This is a genomic window from Bradyrhizobium sp. cf659, from assembly GCF_900113725.1.
Taxonomy (GTDB): Bacteria; Pseudomonadota; Alphaproteobacteria; order Rhizobiales; family Xanthobacteraceae; genus Bradyrhizobium.
The window spans coordinates 88469-110424 of record NZ_FOQJ01000003.1 but is presented as its reverse complement, the minus strand read 5'-3'; the positions used below and the strand labels follow the sequence as shown (position 1 = coordinate 110424).

Here is a 21956-nt window from a genome sequence, read left to right as displayed (position 1 = left end):
GGCTTGGATGTCTCGCAGGTTGAGAATTCAACGCTTGCGATCATGTGACGCGCGGCATGCGGCTTCTTGCGCGGAGAAGCTGGAAAAGGGCGAGTTGTAGGGTGGGTTAGCCGAAGGCGTAACCCACCTCTTTCGTTTCCGCGGAGAGAGAAGTGGTGGGTTACGCCGAGCGATTGCGCTTCGCGCAATCGCAGGGCTAACCCACCCTACGAGAGCACCCTACGATGCTTCCGCGAGCCTCACCGTCTCGGTGCTGCGATAGATCGCAAGATCGCGCGAGCCGACGAAGATCGCGCGCGGCTTCAATCCGTAGAAGCGGCGGATCGAGTGGCTGAAATGCGTCGAGTCGGGATAGCCGATGTCCTGCGCGAGATGGGCGAGGTTGAGGTCCTGGTTGGCGAAATGCAGCAAATGCCGCGCGCGTTTCCAGGCGCGGAAGGAGCGGAACGAGATGCCGGTCTCCTCCTTGAACAGATGCAGGAAGCGCGAGGCGGAAAGACCTGCTTCGGCCGCGCAGGTATCCGCCGTCACGGGCTCGCCGGAGAAGCGCCCGATGCGCGCGACCGCGCGCATCACCCGCGGATCGAGCACGCGGCGCGGCAGGGCCTCGCCGAAGCACATCTCGTCGAATTCGGCGGTGGTGATGTCGCCGTAGCGGCGCTGGCGCAGCAGCGCATAGGCGGCGAGGATCTTGCGGGCATGGACGGCCCGGTCCGGTCCGGTCAGCCGCTCGGCCAAAGCCTCGATCACGCCATCCGGCATGCTTTCCGGCTCGAGCGTCACGCTGATTGCAGTGCGGTAGTCGCCGGCAATGGAATGCCGCTGGTTCGGCAGGGTGACGAACAGCTCGCCGGTGGCGAGGACATCGTCGATCGTCAGGTGCAGGTTGCCCTTCACCGCCACATAGACATGGCAGCAGCCGGGGGTCCGCTTGCGGGGGCGGCCGAGCAGGCCGGCATAAAACACCCGTTCCGGCGTGATCAGCATCAGATGGTCGGATTCGCGACCGTTATCTTCCATTGGGGTCCTCCTCGCGCGACTCTCTGGCCGCTGCGGACGGAGGTCACCTTAGCGCAAATTTGGGCGCTGTCACGACGGGATAGCGCTATCACGGCGCGCAAAAGGATGTCGTTCCGGGACGGCGAGCAGCCAATTCCGGAACCCTTCAACCACACCGTCGTCCCGGCGAAGGCCGGGACCCATACCGCGAGGTCTACCGATGCGGGCGGTGCTGATCCCGAACGACCAATCTTCGCAAAACATCTCCCTGGGAGTATGGGTCCCGGCCTTCGCCGGGACGACATTGCGGCTACGTCCTCACCCTTGGCGCGACATTCTGCTCGACGCCGGCCTTCTGCTCCGCGGCAACCGCGCGTTTGAACCCATCGCGTTGCTGCAATCGCGCCCAATAGGCTGCGACATTTGGCCCAAAGTCCTTGGCGAGGCCGATATTGTCGGCGAGGCGGAGCGCGTAGCCGATCACGATGTCGGCGGCTGTGAAGCGGCCGGCGCACAAGGTTTCGGCATTCGCGGTCGCTGCCTCAACGGCGCGCAGCCGGCCCAGGAACCATTTGGCATAGTCGCCGGCGACCTGCGGGTTGCGGCGCTCCTCGGGCTCGAGCTGGGTGTAGCGGAGCACCAGCGTTTGCGGGAAGGTTAACGTGGCATCGCTGAAATACATCCAGTTCAGGAACGCGCCATAGGCGGGATCCTCGACGTCCACCATCAGCGGCGTCGGGGCGTATCTGGTGCCGAGGTAGTGGCAGATGCCCGAAGACTCCGTCATCTTCGTCTCGCCGTCGATCATGAAGGGAATCGTGCCGAGCGGGTTGAGCGCGAGATACTCCTTGGCGAACACCCGCGGCGGGAACGGCAGCATCTTCAACTCGTACGGCAGCCCCATCTCCTCCAGCATCCAGAGCGGACGGAACGAGCGTGCGGCATCGCAGTGATAGAGCGTGATCATGATGCATTCCCTTTGCTGCCGGGCAGCGTACCCATCATCTTGCACAGGACCATCAGCATGACCTCGTCGGCGCCGCCGCCGATCGAGGTCAGACGGCTGTCGCGATAGGCACGGCTGACCGGCGTCTCGTTGGTAAAGCCCATTCCGCCCCAATATTGCAAGCAGGCGTCGGTGAGCTCCCGGCCGAGCCGGCCGGCCTTCAACTTGGCCATGGTCGCGAGCCTGGTCACGTCCTCACCCGCCACCAGCGCCTCACCGGCGCGATAGATCAGTGCGCGCAGCAGCTCGACCTCGGTCTGCATCTCCGCGAGCTTGAAGTGCACGACCTGGTTGTCGAGGATGCTCTGGCCAAAAGCCTTGCGGTTGCGGGTGTATTCGATGGTCTCGTTGATGATGTATTCGTGCGCCTTGAGGCAGGCGGCCGCGCCCCAGAGCCGCTCCTCCTGGAACTGGATCATCTGGTAGGTAAAGCCCTTGCCTTCCTCGCCAATCCGGTTGCGCTTGGGCACGCGGACATTGTCGAAGAAGATCTGCGCGGTGTCGGACGAGCGCATGCCCATCTTGTCGAGCTTTCGCGCGACCGTGACGCCCTTGGCCTTCATGGGCACGCAGATCAGCGACTTGTTGCGGTGAACGGGCCCGTCGCCGGTGTTGGCGAGCAGGCAGATCCAGTCGGCCTGGGTGCCGTTGGTGATCCACATCTTGCCGCCGTTGATGACGTAATCGTCGCCGTCCGAACGTGCGTCGGTCTTGATCGAGGCAACGTCCGAACCTGCACCGGGCTCGGAAACGCCGATGCAGGCCACATAGTCGCCGGAGATCGAGGGCGCCAGGAATTCGCGCCGCACCTCGTCCGAGCCGAACCGCGCCAGCGCGGGCGTCGCCATGTCCGTCTGCACCCCGATCGCCATCGGCACGCCGCCACAGGTGATGGCGCCGAGCTCCTCCGCCATCATCAGCGCATAGGAATAGTCGAGCCCGGAGCCGCCGAATTCGACCGGCTTGTTCAATCCGAGGAAGCCGAGGCTGCCCATCTTCTTGAACAGCGCGTGCGCGGGGAAGATGTCGGCCTTCTCCCATTCATCGACATGAGGGTTGATCTCGCCCGCGATGAACTTTTGCAGGGAACGGCGGATGTCGTCGTGGTCGGCGCTGAATAGCATTTTGTCCTCTCGTCATTCCGGGGCATCGCGAAGCGATGAGCCCGGAATCCATTCCTCTGCGGGGTCTGGAGCCCGATGGATTCCGGACTCGCGCGCCTTGCGCGCGCCCCGGAATGACAACGTGCATCACAGCCCCATCTGCCGCGACGCCAGATCCTTCATGATCTCCTCGGTGCCGCCGCCGATGGCGTTGACCTTGACCTCGCGGTAGATGCGCTCGGCCTTGATGCCGCGCATGAAGCCGGCGCCGCCAAAGATCTGCACGGCTTCCGAGGCGCAGAACGCCATGGTCTGCGTTGCCTGGTTCTTCATCATGCAGATTTCGGCGACCGGACTTTCGCCCTGCTCCAGACGCCAGGCCAGCATCTCCAGCATCGCCTGCGACGCCGCCACCTTCTGCGCCATGTCGACGATCTTGTGCCTGATGACCTGGTGCTGGGCGAGCGGCTTGCCGAAGGTCTTGCGCTCCTTGGCGTAGGCAGTCGCCTCGTCGAGGCAGACGCGGGCGAAGGCGGTGCAGCTCGCCGCCATGCCCATGCGCTCGCTGTTGAAATTCTGCATGATGATCTTGAAGCCCTGGCCCTCCTCGCCGATCAGATTTTCGGCCGGCACGCGGCAGTCGTCGAAATGCAGCGTCGCGGTGTCGGAGGCCCACCAGCCCATCTTCTTCAGCTTCGTGCGCGACAGGCCAGGCGTGTCGCCCTCGATCAGGAGCAGGCTGACGCCGCCGGCGCCCTCGCCGCCGGTGCGCACCGCAACGGTCAGATAGTCCGCGCGCACGCCCGAGGTGATGAAGGTCTTCTCGCCGCTCACGACGTAGTGATCGCCGTCGCGCCGCGCTCGGGTGCAGAGGCCCGCAACGTCCGAACCACCGCCCGGCTCGGTGATCGCGAGCGCGGAGATCTTCTCGCCTGCCAGCACCTGCGGCAGCACGCGCGCCTTCACCTCCGGCCGCGCCGCACGCGCAATCGGCGGCGAGCCAATGGTGTGGCTCATCAGGCTGGCGCTGACGCCGCCGGCGCCGGCTCGCGCCAGCTCCTGGCTCGCAACGATCTTCATGAACTGGTCGGCGGCAATCCCGCCATATTCCTCGGGGAATCCCAGCCCCAACAGCCCGATCTCCGCCGCCTTGCGATAGAGCGCGCGGGGAAATTCGCCGGCCTCGTCCCATTCATGGGCGAAGGGCGTGATCTCCTTTTCGACGAAGCGTCGCATCGCGTCGCGGAAGGCGTCGTGCTCGGCGGTATAGAACGGGCTCTTCATCGCACTCTCGCCTCGCGGACGGATTCGTCTCATCCACCATGGCCGGAACCTGGTCGGCTCACTTGCGCGGAGTGGCTGAGCTGGAAGACCACTCAGCGCAGGCCTTCACCTAGCAACTCAACGCAAGACGATTTTCGCCCCTCGCGCGCCAACTCCAAGTCAAAAAAAGACGTGGTGCACAAACTCCGGCTGGCCCCAGGGCCACGCCGGGCATGGTGCACGGCAATAGGGCGCAGGCGGCACAAGACCGCCGAAGGAGGGACTTTTGGCCGTTCGTTACTACGACTGGATCGCCCATCATGGCCGCCGCACGCCTGGCAAGGTCGCGGTCATCGACCTCGCGAGCGAGCGCCGCTTCACCTATTCGCAGCTGGATGCGAGAGTGTCGCGTCTCGCCTCCTACCTGCGCCACACGCTGAAGGTCTCGCGCGGCGACCGCGTCGCGGTGCTGGCGCTGAACACCACCGATACGCTGGAGGTGCAGTTCGCCTGCGGGCGGTTAGGTGCGATCTTCGTGCCGCTGAACACCCGCCTCACTGTTCCCGAACTCCAGTTCATCACCGCTGACTGTGCGCCGAAGGTGATGATCCATGATGCCGACCTCGCCGAGACCGCGCTGAGCGTTGCCGAACTCTGCAATGTCGCGACCAGCCTGCTGCTCGGTCCCGGCGGCGCCTACGAGGCCGGCATCACCGCCGCAAAGCCGCTCGACCGGATCGAGGAGGTCACGCTCGATGACGTATCGACCATCATGTACACGTCCGGCACCACAGGTCATCCGAAGGGCGCGACCATCACCCATGGCATGACGTTCTGGAATTGCGTCAATCTCGGCGGTCCCGCCTGCATCGGGCCGTCCTCGGTGCTGCTCACCGTGCTGCCGCTGTTCCATACCGGCGGGCTGAATTGCTACACCAATCCGGTGCTGCATGCCGGCGGCACCGTGATGATCATGCGGGCCTTCGATCCCGGCACGGCGCTCGGCCTGATCAACGATCCCGCGCAGGGCATCAACGTGTTCTTTGGCGTCCCCGCGATCTACCAGTTCATGGCGCAGCATCCCGCCTTCGCGACGACTGACCTGACCCGGCTGATCGTCGGCGGTGTCGGCGGCGCGCCGATGCCGGTGCCGCTGCTGAAGGTCTGGGAGGCGCGCGGCGTCGCGCTCCAGCAGGGCTACGGCATGACCGAGACCTCGCCGGCCGTGCTGGTGCTCGACCGCGAGGATGCGGCGCGCAAGGCCGGCTCCGCCGGCAAGCCGGTGCTGCACACGGAAGTGCGCATCGTGCGGCCCGACGGCAGCGACGCCGATGTCGGCGAGCTTGGCGAGCTCTGGGTCAAGGGACCGAACATCACGCCCGGCTACTGGAACAGGCCGGCGGCGAACAAATCCTCCTTTACCGACGGCTGGCTGCACACGGGCGATGCGACGCGCGTCGACGAGGAAGGCTTCTACTACATCGTCGACCGCTGGAAGGACATGTACATTTCCGGCGGCGAGAACGTCTATCCGGCCGAGGTCGAGAACGTCCTGCACCAGCTTGGCGCCATCGCCGAAGCCGCCGTGATCGGCATTCCCGATCCGCAATGGGGCGAGGTGGGCCTTGCCATCGTCGCGGTCAAGCCGGGACAAAGGCTGACGGAGACCGATGTCGTCGCACATTGCGCAGCCAATCTCGCGCGCTTCAAATGCCCACGCCAAATTCGCTTCGTCGACGCGCTGCCGCGCAACGCCACGGGCAAGATCCACAAGCCGACCTTGCGCAAGGAATTCTCGGTTGTTTCCGAAGCCGACAAGAAAGTCGCCAACGCCTGACCAAAGCGCCCCTCTCGTGGGCGTTTTTCTTTTGTAGTGCCTGCTCCACCCCACAAGAAACCCAAGGAATTTCCATGAAGAACAAGAAACTCGCCCTGCTTGCCGCGGCAGCGGCCCTGACATTACTTTCGGTCCAGTTGCTTTCGGTCCAAGGCGCCCAGGCGCAGAAGAAATACGACACTGGCGCCAGCGATACCGAGATCAGGATCGGCAATGTCGAGGCCTATTCCGGTCCCGCCTCCGCCTACGGCGTGATCGGCAAGACCGAAGAGGCGTATTTCAAGATGATCAACGATCAGGGCGGCATCAACGGCCGCAAGATCAACTGGATCTCCTATGACGACGGCTATTCGCCGCCGAAGACGGTGGAGCAGGTCCGCAAGCTGATCGAGAGCGACGAGGTGTTCCTCGTATTCAACGCGCTCGGCACGCCGACCCAGACCGCCGTGCAGAAATATCACAACGCCAAGAAGATCCCGCAGCTCTTCCTTGCCACCGGCGCCAGCAAGTGGAACGACCCGCAGAATTTCCCATGGACCATGGGTTTCCAGCCGAGCTACCGCGTCGAGGCGCGGATCTTCGCCAAGTACATCCTGAAGGAGAAGCCGGACGCGAAGGTCGCGATCTTCTATGCCAATGACGATTTCGGCAAGGACTACGTCGCCGGCATCAAGGACGTGTTCGGCGACAAGGCATCGAAGCTGATCGTGGCCGAAGAGAGCTACGAGACCTCGGAGCCATCGATCGACTCGCACATCGTCAAGCTCAAGGGCACCGGCGCGGATGTCTTCGTGAACATCTCGACCCCGAAATTCGCGGCGCAAGCCATCAAGAAGATCGCGGAGCTGGAATGGAAGCCGATGCACCTGATGTCGGACGTTTCGGTGTCCATCGGCGCGGTGATGAAGCCCGCCGGCCTCGAAGCCTCCGAGGGCGTGCTGTCGGCCGGCTATTTGAAGGACGCGTCGGATCCGCAGTGGAAAGACGACGAGGGCATGAAGAAGTTCATGGCCTTCATCGACAAATACATGCCCGGCGCAAACATCTCGGACGCCAATCTGGTCTACGGCTATGCCGCGGCCCAAACGATGGTGCAGGTGCTGAAGCAGGCGGGCGACAATCTCACCCGCGAGAACGTGATGAAGCAGGCCGCCAGCCTGAAGGACTTCGCTCCCGATACGCTGATCCCGGGAATCAAGATCAACACCTCGCCGACCGATTTCGCGCCGATCGAGCAGCTCAAGATGTGGCGGTTCAAGAACGGCCAGTGGGAGCTGTTCGGCCCCATCATCAGCGCCGAAACGAGCGGCTAGTTCGACCGAACCTGCCCGTCTGAAGATACCGAATAGCGGCCGAAGGGCCGCTATTCCTTTTCAGCGCGACTAACTATCCCGGCAGGAAGAGCGCGAACGGCTCCTCGACCGTGCGGCGCAGATGCTTTCGATACAAGGCATGATTGGCGTCGTCGGGCGCAACCCGTCCCAAAGACGGCTTCGGAACATTCCTGAGCGGCACGTAGGCGATCGGCGCTGCGATCGGCGTCAGCTGCGAGCCGGGGCCGGCGCGGAGCGTCGAGATGATGCCGTACATCTCGCCGGCGACCGTCGGCCGCGACACCGTGATCACGCGATGCTGGCCGTGCTTGATGATGACGAGATAGATGAAGCCGGACTGATGCGGCACCGCGACCTCGCCGGTGTGCTCATAGGCGGAATCGGTCCGATCGCCCTCGCGAAAGACCAGCGACGAGACTTTCGGCTCCCATACGATCTCGGTGCGGTAGGCGAAGATCGCGTCCTTGTCGCCGAACGACGGCCGCAACGTGATGTAGACATCCTCGAGCCAGGTCACCGCGCGATGCGCATAGGAGCCGAGGCTGTCGGGCGCGACGTCGTTTGCGGCCGGAGGCGTCACGACGATGGCGCTCTTGCGCAAGGACACGCCCAGCGCCTGCTCCAGCCGGACCGTCGTCGCCAGCGTGAACGGCCGGCGGCCGCCGAGCACCTTCTCCAGCGTCGACAGGCTGAGCTTGGCCTGTTCGGCCAGCGCCTGCCGGGAGATCCGGCGCCTAGCGAGTTCCTCGCGAATGGTCTCCGCGATCTCGCGGCTCTGCTCGTCCGAAAGCTGCTTGTCGGCCTGCATCTGCATCGTCAACCCTGCCTTGGGAGCACCACTCTAGCAGGGCGGACAAACCAGCACAAAACCGCACATGGCCACCCGGCTGCGGCCCGCCCGGGACGGACGCGGCGGAACATTGCCGATCAATCTGCTCGCGAAATCAGGCTCTCCCGGTCGATGCTGAGAGCCAGCAAACATCCTTCGGGAGCAGGCCAAATGAACACCTACGACACAGCCGACCACGACGAACACCCCCTGCTGGGCCGGCTGATCAAGCTCGGATTGTTCCTTCTCGCGCAGGGCATCGCGGTGATGCTGGTCGCCTTCGTGGCCCTGCTGGTGAGCTTCGGGACGAGTTGGTCGGCAACGACCGAACAGGCCGGCCTGCTCCAGCCCGGCGATGCCAGGTCCGGCACCCTCCTGCTGAAGGACGATGGCGCCTACACCGAAGCGATCCGTCTCGGCATCGATGTCGACATCACGGTATCAGGCCCGACGCTGCGCACACGCGTCACCCAGGCATTCCGCAATCCGACCAAGGACTGGGTCGAGGCCACCTATGTCTACCCGCTCGCGACCAATGGCGCCGTCGATACGATGAAGATGGTGGTCGGCGACCGCGTCATCGTCGGCGACATCAAGGAGCGGCAGCAGGCGCGCGTGATCTACGAACAGGCGCGCAGCGCCGGCCAGAAGGCCGCGCTCACCGAGCAGGAGCGGCCCAACATCTTCACCAACTCGGTTGCCAATATCGGTCCCGGCGAAACCGTGCTGGTGCAGATCGAATATCAGGAGCCGGTGCATCAATCCGGCAACGAATATTCGCTGCGCGTGCCGCTGGTGGTCGCCCCGCGCTACAATCCGGCGCCGATCGTGCAGAGTGTCGACTTCCGCAACGACGGCTCCGGCTGGGGCACCGCCACGTCCAATCCCGTGCCCGACCGCGATCGCATTTCCCCGACGGTGCTGGACCCCGCCAAGAATGCGCCCGTTAACCCGATCAGCATCACGGTGCGTCTGAAGGCCGGCTTTGCGCTCGGCGAGGTCAAGAGCCAGCATCATAACGTCAAGACCGAGAGCCCGGACAACGCCACGCGCATCGTCACGCTCGCCGACGGCGCGGTGCCCGCCGACCGCGATTTCGAACTGACGTGGAAGCCGGCGGCCCAGAAAGCACCGTCGGTCGGCCTGTTCCGCGAGCATGTCGGCGATGCCGACTACCTGCTCGCCTTCGTCACGCCGCCGAGCGCCGAGCAGGCGACGCAGAAGCCGCTGCCGCGCGAGGTCGTGTTCGTGATCGACAATTCCGGCTCGATGGGCGGCACCTCGATCGTCCAGGCCAAGGCGAGCCTGCTTTACGCACTCGGCCGCCTCCAGCCGGCCGACCGCTTCAACGTCATCCGTTTCGACGATACCATGGACGTGCTGTTTCCGGCCTCCGTGCCGGCGGATGCCGCGCATGTCGGCGAAGCGACCTCGTTTGTCAACGCCTTGCAGGCACGTGGCGGCACCGAGATGGTGCCGGCGATGCGGGCTGCGCTGACCGACAAGCTCAGCGACACCAGCATGGTTCGCCAGGTCGTGTTCCTGACCGACGGCGCGATCGGCAACGAGCAGCAATTGTTCGAGACGATCACGGCGATGCGCGGCCGCTCGCGCGTGTTCATGGTCGGCATCGGGTCCGCGCCCAACACCTATCTGATGACGCGCGCTTCCGAGCTCGGCCGCGGCGCCTTCACCCATATCGGCTCTGTCGAGCAGGTCGAGGAGCGCATGCGCGACCTGTTCGCCAAGCTGGAAAATCCGGCGGTGACCGGCCTCAGCGCAAAGTTCTCCGAAGCCACGGCCGACGTCACCCCGGCGATCATTCCCGACGTCTATCGCGACGAGCCCCTGGTGCTGGCGACCAAGCTCGACAAGCTTGCAGGCTCGCTCGAGATCAAGGGACGCATCGGCGACCGCCCGTGGTCGGTGACGTTGCCGTTGCAAAATGCCGCCGAGGGCAAGGGCCTGTCAAAACTCTGGGCCAAGCGCAAGATCGGCGATGCCGAAGTGGCGCGCACGATGCGCGAGATGACGCCGGAAGAGGCCGACAAGGCGATCCTGGCACTGGCGCTCGACCATCAGATCGTCACCCGGCTCACCAACCTCGTCGCGGTCGACAAGACGCCGAGCCGTCCCGAAGGCGCGCGGCTCAAGCTCAGCGAATTGCCGATCAACCTGCCGGCCGGCTGGGATTTCGAGAAGATCTTCGGCGAACGGCCGCAGCAGGTGCCGACGCAACTGCGCGAACGTCATGCCGATGCGCGCAACCAGCCGGCAACGAGGCGGCCGACACCCGCCGCACCCGATGCGATCCGCCTGCCCAAGACTGCCACCTCGGCCGAGCTGAAGATGATCGCAGGCCTGGTCCTGATCGTGCTCGCCCTGATCCTGTTCGTGTTCAACCGGCGTCGGCCCTTGCTCACTGACGCCGCTTGAGAGAGGAGCGCCCCCGAACTCCTCTGTTAGCGCGCGCGGCTGCCCGTCCCCTACCCAACGGCCGCGCGCGCCTTTTTTATCGACCGTCATTCCGGGGCGATGCGAAGCATCGAACCCGGAATCTCGAGGTTCCGGGTTCGCCCTTCGGGCGCCCCGGAACGACAACATCCGAAAGACACAATGCCCCGCCTCATCTCTCCCCTGGTTCTCGCGCTGATCGGCCTCGTCCTGTTCGGTGACGGTGCCTACATCCATGCCAAGGCCTGGCTCGCGCAGGTGCTGCTGGAGCGCGCATTCGACAGAAGCGTTGCGGCGGGCCAGGCGGTCAAGCCATGGTCATGGGCCGACACTTGGCCGGTCGCCCGGATCGAGGTGAAGCGGATCGGCGCCAGCGCCATCGTGCTGGAGAGCGCGAGCGGCCAGGCACTTGCTTTCGGACCCGGCCACATCCAGCAAACGGTCGATGCCGGCGAGCGCGGCGTTGCTGTATATGCCGCACATCGCGACACGCATTTCCGTTTCCTGCGGAATGTTGCCATGGGTGACGTGATCGAGATCACCCGCCGCGACGGCAAACACTTTCGCTATCGCGCGGATTCCTCGACCGTGGTCCGTTTCGACGCATCGGGCATCGATCCCGTGACGCAGGATTTCGAGCTCGTGCTCACAACCTGCTGGCCGTTTGACGCCGTTACGTCCGGTCCCGAACGCTACATCTTGCACGCGATCTTGATCGGCGCCGACGAATAGGCTCCCTCATCCATCTCCATCCTGTGGGATGCTTTCTGTCGACGCCATCGATCGAACAGCAATTGCTGGAGCGCTATGTCGACGATCGCTGGCTGCCGCGTCGGCAAACCGTTCGCACTTTCGCCAAAAGTCCGGTGATGCTAGCCTTCCTGGATGAAGCCCCGCCCATTCCGTCTGGCGGCATTGCGCCCCTTCGTGATTGCCTCGCCAGAACCCGCCATCGAACAGAACGACGCGCTGCAACAACAATAAAAATTGAGGATTGCGCCATGGAAGCCCAGGTGTCTGCTGCATCCTTCTCTTCTCGCCCATGGTCTCCAGCGCCCGACGCCAGCGACATCGTGAAGGGCATCCATGCCATGCTTCACCCGCACAACATCGTGCTGGTGGGCGCGACCGACAAGCCCGGCAATTATGCCGAGCGCATCTGGAACAATCTGGTCAAATACGGCTTCGAGGGTGGGCTCTATCCGGTCAACGCCAAGCGCGAGACGATCTGGGGCGTGCCCTGCTACAAGGACTTTGCGAGCCTTCCGGAAAAGCCCGATCATGTCCTGGTGCTGGTGCCTGCGCGCTTCGCCGTGCAGGTGATCCGCGATGCCGCGGCGGCCGGCGCGCGCTCGACCACCATCGTCACTTCCGGTTTCAGCGAGTTGCAAGACGACGAGAGCCAGAAGCTCGCCGCCGAACTGCAAGCGGCCGTGCGCGAGACGGGCCTCGCCGTCACCGGTCCGAATTGCCTCGGCAATTTGAGCGCGGGCGAAAAGCTCTTCACCAACATCGACGACCGTGTCGTCACCATGGAGCAGGGCGCGGTGGCGATCGCCGGGCAATCCGGCGCCATCGTCATGGCGATCCGCCAGGCGCTGGAGGATCGTGGCGTCGGCGTTGGCTACATGGTGACGACCGGCAACGAGGCCGGGCTCGAGACGCCGGACCTGATGCGTTATTTCGCGGAGGATCCGAGCATCAAGGTGATCGTCGTCTACCTCGAGGGCGTGCGCAACACCAAGGCCTTTCGCGACGCCTGCAAGGCGGCGCGCGCGGCGAGCAAGCCGGTGATCGCGCTCAAGCTCGGCGCATCCGAGGGCGGCCGCGCCGCGGCAATGGCGCACACCGGCGCGCTGGCGGGCTCGATCGAGACGTTCGACGCCATCGCAACGCGTGAAGGTGTCATCCGGGTCGGCGGACTCGACGAGTTGATCGAGACCACAGAATGCTTCGTCCACGCCGCCGTTCCCAAAGGCGACCGGCTCGCCGCGGTCACGCTGTCCGGCGGCAAGCGCGGCATGCTGATCGACGCGTTCTACGCCGAGGGCTTGAACTTCGCGCCGCTCAGCCCGCATGTCAGCTCGGAGCTGGCGAAGATGCTCGGGCCCGGATCAATCGTCGGCAATCCGCTCGACGCCGGCTTTGCCGCGGTCGTCGATCCCTCCGTCTACATGAGATCGATCAAGCTGATGATCGACGATCCCGATATCGACATCGTCATCATCGATGCCGAGCTGCCGAAGACGCCGCACGAGCTGCGCGAGCGCAACCTGCGCATCGTCGACGAGATGGCGAGCCGGGCCTCGAAGCCCGTGATCTACATCAGCGCGATGTCGATCGGCTTCACCGAGTTCACCAAGACCTTGCGCAAATCGCTGCCGCATCTCGCGGTCATGCAGGGCATGGATCGCGCGGTCACCGCGATCAAGTCGCTGCTCGCCTATGCGAAGCTGCGCAAGGAAGTCCCCGACATCGTCTCGAGCTCGAAACCCGCCGCGCGCGCCGAGCTGGAAAAGGCGCTGACATCGGCGAACGGCGCCGCGCTCGACGAAGTCGCCTCGAAGAAGCTCCTGAAGGCGTATGGCATCCCGATCTCGAAGGAAGCGATCGCACAGACGGCGGCGGAAGCCGTGAAGATCGCGAACCAGATCGGCTTCCCGGTCGTGGCAAAGGTCGTCAGCGCCGAGATCCTGCACAAGTCCGACATCGGCGGCGTGGTGCTGAACCTGAGCAACGCGGCCGAGGTGAGGAAGGCGTTCGTCGACATCACCGCGCGGGTGAAGAGGCTGAAGGGCAAGCCGAGGCTCGACGGCATCCTGATCGCGCAGCAGGTCAAGGCCGACCTCGAGCTCGTGGTCGGTGCCTCGCTCGATGCCGAGATGGGCCCGGTCGTGCTGTTCGGCACCGGCGGCATCGACATCGAGCTGATGAAGGACGTCGCGCTCGCCGGCGCACCGCTGGACGAGGCCGAGGCACGGCTCCTGATCGGTCGTACCAAGGCCGGCATCAAGATGCGCGGCTATCGCGGCAAGCCGGCCTTGCACGAGGCCTCCGCGGTGAAGGCGCTGGTCGGCCTGTCGAACCTGATCGCGGATGCCGGCGACCGGATCGCCTCGATCGACATCAACCCGTTCCTGATCAACACCAGGACGGGTGTCGCCGTCGATGCCCTGATCGTGTTGAACAATGCTGCGGCAAAGCGCGCGGCCGGGCATTGATGTCGCGTAGGGCGGATTGGCGCAGCGTAATCCGCCATTTTGCACGGCGAATGCGGAGAGCAGTGGCGGGTTACGCTTCGCTAACCCGCCCTACGTACCATTGCGGCGGGAGCAGCATCCGGGCTCCTTCCAACTTCCCCGCTTTGGCCCTAGACTCAGCCTTATGGCACGCGCGAGCAATCTGGTGATCGGAACGGCGACGCTGGCGGTGATCGCCGTGGCGTTCGGCGGCCTGCTCGGCGTGCAGAAATGGCGCACCATCCAGAGTCGCAGCCAGTTGCGCGTGGTGTTCGAAGGTGGTTCCGCCAGCGGCCTGCGCCGCGGCGGGCCGGTCAATTTCGACGGCGTGCCCGCCGGCCAGATCCTGTCGATCAAGCTGGACAATCCTCGCAAGGTCGTGGCGCTGGTGATGCTCGACAACACCGCGCCGATCCGCAAGGACACCGTCGCGGGCATCGAATTCCAGGGCCTGACCGGCGTCGCCGCGATCTCGCTGATCGGGGGCGCGCCCTCTGCGCCGCCGGTGCCGCTGGATGTGGACGGCGTTCCCGTGCTGACCGCCGATCTCAGCGACGCCGAATCCATCGTCGACACCCTGCACAGTGTCGACCGCACGATCGTGAGCAATGCCCCCGCGATCAAGGAAGGGCTTCGCACATTCGAGAACTATAGCGCCGACCTCAGGAGCAAGGGCGGCGAAATCGATTCCGTCATGGCCAAGGTCGACAGCGCCTTCGCGGGATTCGACAAGGCGGTCACGAAGATCGAGGGCGTGGTGCCCGGCTTCGTCGATGGCAAGGCCGACGAGCTGTTCGAGAAGGTGCAGGGACTGCACGAGCTCGCCGACACCATGAGGAAGAAGTCGGCGAGCTACATCGAGGACATTCGTCGCTCGCTGCTCGACGTCAGCGAGACCGCCAACAAGATGGCCGGCACGCCCGTGGCGCCGCGGCCACCGCGCAAGCCCGCGCAGAAGAAGCAGTGATGTTCTTCCTTATCCTCCCCTCCAGGGGAGGATAAGCTGCGCCTACCACGCGTAGCGCACGAGGCCCTTGCCGGCGTAGGACCGGGTGACGTTCGAGAACTCGCCTTCGAAGGCCACCGACGCAGACCAGCCGTTCATCCAGTTCACTTGCACCGACGCCGTGGTCAGCGCGGAATCGCGCGCCTGCGCGGCGCCATTCACGACGAAAGCCGATCCAGGCAGCGTCTGAAACACCGCGCCGACGGTACGATCCGGATTGTAGTCATGCGCCCAGGCGACGCGGCCGCGCAGGATCATCAGGCCGCCTGCAGCGGCAAATGTCCTGTCCGCGCGCAGGCCGAGCTCGGTGCGGGTGCTGGTCACGTCCTTGGCGGTATAGTTGAGGGCGAAGACGTTGCTGCCAGCCACAGCGAACTCTGAATAGCTCGGAAGGCTGAACATGGTGGCCTGGAGCGCCGCATAGGGCGTGACGCCGATCCATGACATCGCGTGGCGATAGCCACCCTCGACACGGCCCGAAAACGCATTGGTATTGAACTGGGCGCGCAGCTGGTCGAACCCGGCGGCGGTGACGACGCGATTGGTGGTCACATCCTGCCAGCCATAGGCCAGCGAAGCCGTGACATAGGCCGGTCCGGCGGTATGACGCACGAAAGCGCCGGCCTGGAACAGATCGGAGCGGCCCCAGCCGAGGCCGGTGACGCCGAAGCCGGTAGCACCGCCGGCCAGCGCGAAGCCGGCGATGGTCGACGGCGAGAAGCGGTAGTCGAGACCGACGGCCGTGCCGTAAACGCTGCTGGTGGTGCTGTTCGAGCCGAGGCCGGCATTGCCGTCGGTCGTCTGGGAGCCGCCGTAGCCGGCCGCCCACACGTCCCAGCGCTGCTCGAAGGTCGCGGCCGGTGCCTTGCGGTAGATCGAGGCGAACGCGTCGCGCGCGCTCTTGTCACGCGGGGTCTTGCCGGCCGCGGCATAAGCACTTGCGCTCGCGTCATCGGCATATGGCGTCGCACCTGAAGTGCCGCTGCGTCCCGAACCGTAGACATCGGTCAGCAGGCCGAGGAACAGATTCATCGCGCTGAATGTCGTCTGCTGCGAACCTGTCGCCGACTCGCCGGAGGCCTGCGTCAAGCCGTTGGGGCCGAGGCCCGCGAATTCGGCTTGCAGGAAACCATTGGCGTTGAAGAAGTTCTGAAGCGTCGTGGCGACGTTCTTCTGATTGATGTTGAGGGCGTACTTCGCGCCATAGTCGAGCGTGAAATTCAGATAGACGGTGCCGCCAGGGTCCACGCTGGTCGTGCCGATGAGACCACCGGGCGCGGCAACGCCGGCAAAGTTGTCGGTCGCAGTGCCGGAAAACTGCATGATCTTGTATTGGGGCAAGATGGTGCTGCCGGCATAGAGCGAGACGCCGACGGTGCCATTCAGGGTAACGTTGCCGACAACGTTTGCAAAGCTCGCGGTGGTTCCGCTGCCGACCTGCACGAGGTACAGCGCACCGGACTGGAAGGCGAGGTCGCCCTGAACCAACATGCTCGAGCCGGGGCCACCGTCACCAGGCGCATAGATGCCACCGCTAGCGATAACGGTGTTGCCGACGATTCCTGCGCCGAACAGCGCGCCGCCCGCGTTCACGGTGGTCAGGCTCGATTGCGAGATGTTGCCATCGACCCGCAGGATGCCGCCATTGACCGTGGTGGTGCCGGTATATGTGTTCGTGCCGGAGAGGATCAGCGTGCCGCTGCCGACCTTTTCCAGCGAGCCCGGACCGGCGGGACCGCAACCGCAGGGATCGTAGTCGCCGATGACGCCGCTGACCTCGGTCGAGCGGTTGTTGCCACCGACGACGAGGGTGTTGCCGCCGCCGATATAGTAGAAGCCGCTGCCTTCGATCGAGCCGGCCGTGATGCGGCCGTCGCTGTTGGGACCGATGCTGACCCCGAAATCGACGATGCCTGTGCCGGTGGTGATGAACCGCGCATTGCCGCCGGTGGAATTGTCGTAGAACTCGGTCTTGCCGCCGTCCTTGGTGATGATGGTGGCGTTGCCCGCCGTGGTGAACGCGCCGAAATTGGTCCGGCCGCCGGACTCATTGATGATCGTCGCGTTGCCCGCGGTCGCGGTGTCGGATCCAGTCAGTGTACCAAACACAGTCCCACTGAGATCATTGTTCACGATGGTCGCCGAGCCGGCCGAGGATTGCTCGAGGAACGCGGTGCCGCCACCATTCTGGTTGGTGATGCTGGCCGTGCCCGCATTGGTCCGGCCAAAGAAGCCGGTGAAGCCACCATCATTCGTGATGGTCGCCCGGCCAGCTGTCGCGGTATCGGTTCCGCCTCCGGCCAGATCGCCGAAATACATCTGACCTCTGTTGGTGATCACCATCGCGCTGGCGGAGGTCGCGTTGAGAAACATCGTCGTGCCGGAGAAGTCGTTGAGCAGCGACGTGATGCCCGACGTGTCGGCATTGACGATCTTGAACAGGCCCTCGTTGGTGACCGCGCCGATGATGCTGGCGGTATGGGTCGCATCGCCAAGCTGCAACGAGCCGCAGTTGCAGATGAACGTGCCGCCGGAATAGGTGTTGGCGCCGAGCAGCGCCAGGATGCCGGGCCCCTGCACGGAGATGCCGCCGCTGCCCGTGATGCGGGAAGCAATCGCGGCCGAGGGGGCGCCGCTGCCCGTGACATCGTTGGTGAAGAACGTGGTGCCGCCCGGGGCCAGCCTGAGGTCGCCGCCCTGGATGGTATAGATCGAACCATCGCCGGTGAGATCGAAGCCCACGAGACTGGTGAGTTGCACGCCGCCTGGCGTGACCGTCACCGTGCCGCCCGTGGCCGGCGTCGAGGGACCGCCGCTGCCGAACAATGTGCCGGCTGACAGTGGATCGTAAGCGGTGCTGGTCGAACCCGAGGAGTCCGTCCAGTTGGTTGTGGTGGCGTCCCAGACGCCGCCTCCGCCGTTGACGGCGCCGTTCGGTGTGGTCTGCGATCCATTGAAGAATTGCTGGGCCCCGGCCGGGGTGGTCGCGACAGCCGCGCCCAAGGCAAGGCTCAGCCCAAACGCTGCGCGAACGGCCGTGGTACTCCGGCGCGAGCAACCGTGCCTCCTCGATGGCAACCAGGCGCCCACGCTCTTCCCCTCACCCGCGGCGCTCCCAGCGGCGCCGCGTGGAACTTAGGCCATGAGGATGGCAGATAGAACCACGGTGCATCGAGAATCCGCCAACGAGGCCGCAACTTGAGCCAGTTCAACGGCCCATGTTGCAACCGCGCCACGGTTTGCCGGGCGCTATTCCCATTCCGCGCATGCGCAGACCTCTCAGAACGTCGGCGTATATGGACCGCCATTCACATCAATGGCCGATCATCCAGGCCTCAAGCCCAACCTGTGCCGCTGGCAATGGCTAGTAGTTGGACGCCGCCGCCTCGTTCGGGATGCCGTCGATGGGACACTCGTCGGTCCCCGGCGTCGAGCGGGTCATCGCCTCGACCATGTCGCGCGTGCCTTCGGGATCGGCGATCCAGTTCTTGTAGAAATCATACGGACACGCCGCAACGCCGCGCGGGCTTTCGCCGGAATTGATCATGCCGGTGTAGCCGCGGTGGACCAGCTTGTAGAGATGGTTCTGCGACTGACCATTGCGGCGCGCGTCGCGGATCAGATGTTTCGATAGCTGGGCGTACTGGATGCCGTAATCCTCTTCGCCGCACTCGCCGAGTGTACGGCCGTCGAAGCCGATGATCGCGGAGTGGCCGAAATAGGAATAGACGCCGTCGAAGCCGGCGGCATTGGCGACCGCGACATAGACATTGTTGGCCCATGCCATGGCCTTGGAGATCAGGACCTGCTGCTCCTTGGCCGGATACATGTAGCCCTGGCAACGCACGATCAGCTCGGCGCCCTTCATGGCGCAGTCACGCCAGATCTCCGGGTAGTTGCCGTCGTCGCAGATGATCAGGCTGACCTTGAGGCCTTTCGGGCCGTCGGAGACATAGGTGCAATTGCCGGGATACCAGCCCTCGATCGGCACCCACGGCATGATCTTGCGGTACTTCTGGACGATCTCGCCCTTGTCGTTCATCAGGATCAAGGTGTTGTAGGGCGCCTTGTGCGGGTGCTCCTCGTGGCGCTCGCCGGTCAGCGAGAACACGCCCCACACTTTCGCCTTGCGGCAGGCCTCGGCAAAGATCGCGGTCTCTTCACCGGGCACCGCCGAAGCGGTCTCATACATCTCCTTGGAATCGTACATGATCCCTTGAGTGGAGTATTCGGGGAAGATCACGAGGTCCATGCCGGGCAGGCCGACTTTCATGCCCACCACCATGTCGGCGATCTTGCGGGCGTTGTCGAGCACCTCGGCCTTGGTGTGAAGGCGGGGCATCTTGTAGTTGACCACTGCGACGCCGACGGTGTCGTTGCTGCTGGAAATGTCACCGTGAAGCATATTGACCGCTCCTGTACTTGACTTGTTGTTCCGGGTTGCCGCCGATCGAGCGGTCGCGTGTGTTAGTGGCTGATCATCCAGGGGCGCGCTGTTGGAAAACCCTTGGCGCCGCTCTTGCTCCTGGTCATCAACCGGGCGGGCTTGCTCTTATCCGCCGAGCCCTTGTCCTTCACGGTCTTCCCCGTGGAGCAGCAGCCGCAGCCGGGACCGTGCGAGGCCTTGTATTGCGCGAGCGTCTGCGGCGCGTGCGTGCTGCGCTCGTTGACGGCGTGCGCCTTGCGCTTTTCCGCCGGCATGCAGAAGAAATTCGGTGCCGTCAGGATCACCCGCGGCGCCATCGCCTCGCAATGCGGACAGCTTTGCGGATCGTCGCATTCCGCCATCGGGCGAAGGTCCTTGAACGGACCGCAGTCGTCACAGAGATATTCATAGACCGGCATCGCATCATCCCCACGCTCTTGCCTGTTGAACACACCTCGCGGCGGATGCGGGGCGGCAAATACGCGCCGTCCCGCATCCCGTCGCGCAGGGATCACTTGTCCGGCGAGATCGGCATCTGGATATCGCCCGTGATGTGCTTGATGGGTCCTGCCGCCGACGGCATCACGTCGAAGTCGAAGATCTCCGTCGGCAACCACAGCGTGGCGCAGGCGTTGGGCACGTCGACCACGCCGGAGATGTGGCCCTGGCACGGCGCAGTGCCGAGGATCGAGTAGGCCTGCGCGCCGGAGTAGCCGAACTTCTTCAGGTATTCGATGGCATTGAGGCAGGCCTGGCGATAGGCGATGTGGACGTCGAGATAGTGCTGCTTGCCGGCTTCATCCACCGAGATGCCTTCGAAGATCAGATAGTCCTTGTAGTTCGGCGTGATCGGCGACGGCTTGAAGATCGGATTCTTGATGCCGTATTTCGCCATCCCGTCCTTGATCACCTCGACCTTCAGATGCAGCCAGCCGGCCATCTCGATCGCGCCGCAGAAGGTGATCTCGCCGTCGCCCTGGCTGAAGTGCAGGTCGCCCATCGAGAGACCGGCCCCGGGCACATAGACCGGGAAGTAGATCTTCGATCCGCGCGACAGGTCCTTGATGTCGCAATTGCCGCCGTGCTCGCGCGGCGGCACGGTGCGCGCGCCTTCGGCGCCGATCTTGGCCTTGACATCGCCCTTGGCACGGCCGCCATGGGCGGTCGGCGCGAACGGTGGGTTGGCGAGGCCTGGCACGCGGGTCGGATTGGTCGAGATCAGCTCGGCCTCGCGCTTATTCCACATGTCCAGCATCTCCGGATCGGGCAGACAGCCGATCAGGCCGGGATGGATCAGGCCGGCGAAGTTGACGCCGGGAACGTGACGGGACGAGGTGTAGAGGCCCTTGATGTCCCAGATCGACTTCTGCGCCAGCGGGAAATGGTCGGTGAGGAAGCCGCCGCCGTTCTGCTTGGAGAAGAAGCCGTTGAAGCCCCACAGGCTCTCCTTCATCGGGCCGACGTCGAGCAGGTCAACGACCAGGAGATCGCCGGGCTCGGCGCCCTTGACGCCGATCGGGCCGGAGAGGAAGTGCACGATCGAGAGATCGATGTCGCGGACGTCGTCGGCGGAATCGTTGTTCTTGATGAAGCCGCCGGTCCAGTCATAGGTCTCGATGATGAAATCGTCGCCGGGATTGACCCAGGCCACGATCGGAATGTCGGGGTGCCAGCGGTTATGCACCATGTCATTTTCGTAAGCCGACTTGGTGAGATCGACCTTGATCAGTGTCTCTGGCATCGAGATGCTCCCCTTTTACACGGTTGGTTAGACGGACAGATATTTGGAGACCTGCGCGGCATCGACGCTGTCGCGCGGATCATCTCGCACGATCTCGCCGTTCTCGATCACCAGCACGCGGTCGGCGATATCGAGCGCAAAGCTCAGGACCTGCTCGGACACGACGATCGAGAGGCCCTTCTCGTCGCGAATGCGCTTCAGGGTGCGCGCCATGTCCTTGATGATCGAGGGCTGGATGCCTTCGGTCGGCTCATCCAGCAGCAGCACCTTCGGCTTGGTCGCGAGCGCGCGTGCGATCGCGAGCTGCTGCTGCTGGCCGCCGGAGAGATTGCCGCCGCGACGGCCCTTCATCTCCAGCAGCACCGGGAATAATTCGTAGATGTCTTCAGGCACCTCGGTCCCGCCGGAGACGACGAGGCCGGTCTCGATGTTCTCCTTCACCGTCATGGTGGAGAAGATCATGCGGCCCTGCGGCACATAGGCGAGGCCCTTGGCCACCCGCGCGTAGCTCGGCAGACCCCCGAGCTCGGCGCCGTCCATGGTCACCGAGCCACTCTTGGCGGGCAGGATACCCATCAGCGATTTCATCAGCGTGGTCTTGCCCATGCCGTTGCGGCCCATGATCGCGACGATCTCGTTCGGCGCGACCTTGACGTTGAGCCCGTGCAGCACCTCGCTCTGGCCGTAGGCAACGTGAAGATCGGAAATTGCCAGCATCA

General features: G+C 64.4%; 16 protein-coding genes. 6 read left to right on the top strand and 10 right to left on the bottom strand.

The features are described 5' to 3' along the window. Positions 1-219: 219 nt before the first annotated feature. The 4 genes from BM118_RS14575 to BM118_RS14560 form a co-directional block, all read right to left on the bottom strand. Entirely contained in the window at positions 220-1020 is an 801-nt protein-coding gene (locus BM118_RS14575; protein WP_092186261.1) for an AraC family transcriptional regulator, read from the bottom strand. 289 nt (positions 1021-1309) lie between these two features. After that, on the bottom strand, positions 1310-1966 hold the full coding sequence (locus BM118_RS14570; RefSeq protein ID WP_092186260.1) for a glutathione S-transferase family protein: 657 nt from the start codon (positions 1964-1966) through the stop codon (positions 1310-1312). Beyond that, on the bottom strand, positions 1963-3129 hold the full coding sequence (locus tag BM118_RS14565) for an acyl-CoA dehydrogenase family protein (protein ID WP_092186259.1): 1167 nt from the start codon (positions 3127-3129) through the stop codon (positions 1963-1965). The genes BM118_RS14570 and BM118_RS14565 overlap by 4 nt, the downstream gene beginning before the upstream one ends. 126 nt (positions 3130-3255) lie before the next feature. Then, a complete protein-coding gene (locus BM118_RS14560) occupies positions 3256-4392 on the bottom strand; it encodes an acyl-CoA dehydrogenase family protein (protein WP_177234322.1) in 1137 nt (378 codons plus the stop codon). 265 nt (positions 4393-4657) lie between these two features. Between BM118_RS14560 and BM118_RS14555 the strand changes: the two genes are divergently transcribed. Together BM118_RS14555 and BM118_RS14550 are read left to right on the top strand one after the other, a co-directional pair. Beyond that, complete coding sequence (locus BM118_RS14555; protein WP_092186257.1) at positions 4658-6208, top strand: acyl-CoA synthetase; 1551 nt, start codon at positions 4658-4660, stop codon at positions 6206-6208. A gap of 74 nt (positions 6209-6282) precedes the next feature. After that, positions 6283-7521, top strand: a complete 1239-nt coding sequence (locus BM118_RS14550) for an ABC transporter substrate-binding protein (RefSeq protein ID WP_092186256.1) — start codon at positions 6283-6285, stop codon at positions 7519-7521. A gap of 73 nt (positions 7522-7594) precedes the next feature. Here BM118_RS14550 and BM118_RS14545 read toward each other — a convergent pair whose 3' ends face one another. Further along, positions 7595-8356, bottom strand: coding sequence for a helix-turn-helix transcriptional regulator (locus BM118_RS14545; protein ID WP_177234321.1), 762 nt, complete (start codon positions 8354-8356; stop codon positions 7595-7597). A 186-nt stretch (positions 8357-8542) separates the two neighbouring features. Between BM118_RS14545 and BM118_RS14540 the strand changes: the two genes are divergently transcribed. From BM118_RS14540 to BM118_RS14525, 4 genes are all read left to right on the top strand, one after another. Beyond that, positions 8543-10807: a marine proteobacterial sortase target protein gene (locus tag BM118_RS14540; RefSeq protein ID WP_092186254.1), complete on the top strand. Its 2265-nt coding sequence runs from the start codon at positions 8543-8545 to the stop codon at positions 10805-10807. Between the two features lie 180 nt (positions 10808-10987). After that, positions 10988-11557 carry a class GN sortase gene (locus BM118_RS14535; protein ID WP_092186253.1) on the top strand — a complete coding sequence of 190 codons (570 nt, stop codon included), beginning with the start codon at positions 10988-10990 and terminating at the stop codon, positions 11555-11557. Between the two features lie 269 nt (positions 11558-11826). Then, positions 11827-14046, top strand: a complete 2220-nt coding sequence (locus BM118_RS14530; RefSeq protein ID WP_092186252.1) for an acetate--CoA ligase family protein — start codon at positions 11827-11829, stop codon at positions 14044-14046. Positions 14047-14209: 163 nt separating this feature from the next. Next, the gene (locus BM118_RS14525) at positions 14210-15031 is read left to right on the top strand and encodes an MlaD family protein (RefSeq protein WP_092186251.1); all 822 of its coding nucleotides are present in this window, start codon (positions 14210-14212) and stop codon (positions 15029-15031) included. A gap of 42 nt (positions 15032-15073) precedes the next feature. Here BM118_RS14525 and BM118_RS14520 read toward each other — a convergent pair whose 3' ends face one another. From BM118_RS14520 to urtE, 5 genes are all read right to left on the bottom strand, one after another. Further along, positions 15074-18073 carry an autotransporter outer membrane beta-barrel domain-containing protein gene (locus tag BM118_RS14520; protein ID WP_244550156.1) on the bottom strand — a complete coding sequence of 1000 codons (3000 nt, stop codon included), beginning with the start codon at positions 18071-18073 and terminating at the stop codon, positions 15074-15076. A 361-nt stretch (positions 18074-18434) separates the two neighbouring features. After that, positions 18435-19475, bottom strand: a complete 1041-nt coding sequence (locus BM118_RS14515; RefSeq protein WP_092186250.1) for an aliphatic amidase — start codon at positions 19473-19475, stop codon at positions 18435-18437. Positions 19476-19537: 62 nt separating this feature from the next. After that, a complete protein-coding gene (locus tag BM118_RS14510; protein ID WP_092186249.1) occupies positions 19538-19915 on the bottom strand; it encodes an FmdB family zinc ribbon protein in 378 nt (125 codons plus the stop codon). A 92-nt stretch (positions 19916-20007) separates the two neighbouring features. Then, positions 20008-21237: a formamidase gene (gene fmdA / locus BM118_RS14505; protein ID WP_092186248.1), complete on the bottom strand. Its 1230-nt coding sequence runs from the start codon at positions 21235-21237 to the stop codon at positions 20008-20010. A gap of 27 nt (positions 21238-21264) precedes the next feature. Further along, positions 21265-21954 carry an urea ABC transporter ATP-binding subunit UrtE gene (urtE, locus tag BM118_RS14500; protein WP_092187005.1) on the bottom strand — a complete coding sequence of 230 codons (690 nt, stop codon included), beginning with the start codon at positions 21952-21954 and terminating at the stop codon, positions 21265-21267. Positions 21955-21956: the final 2 nt, after the last annotated feature.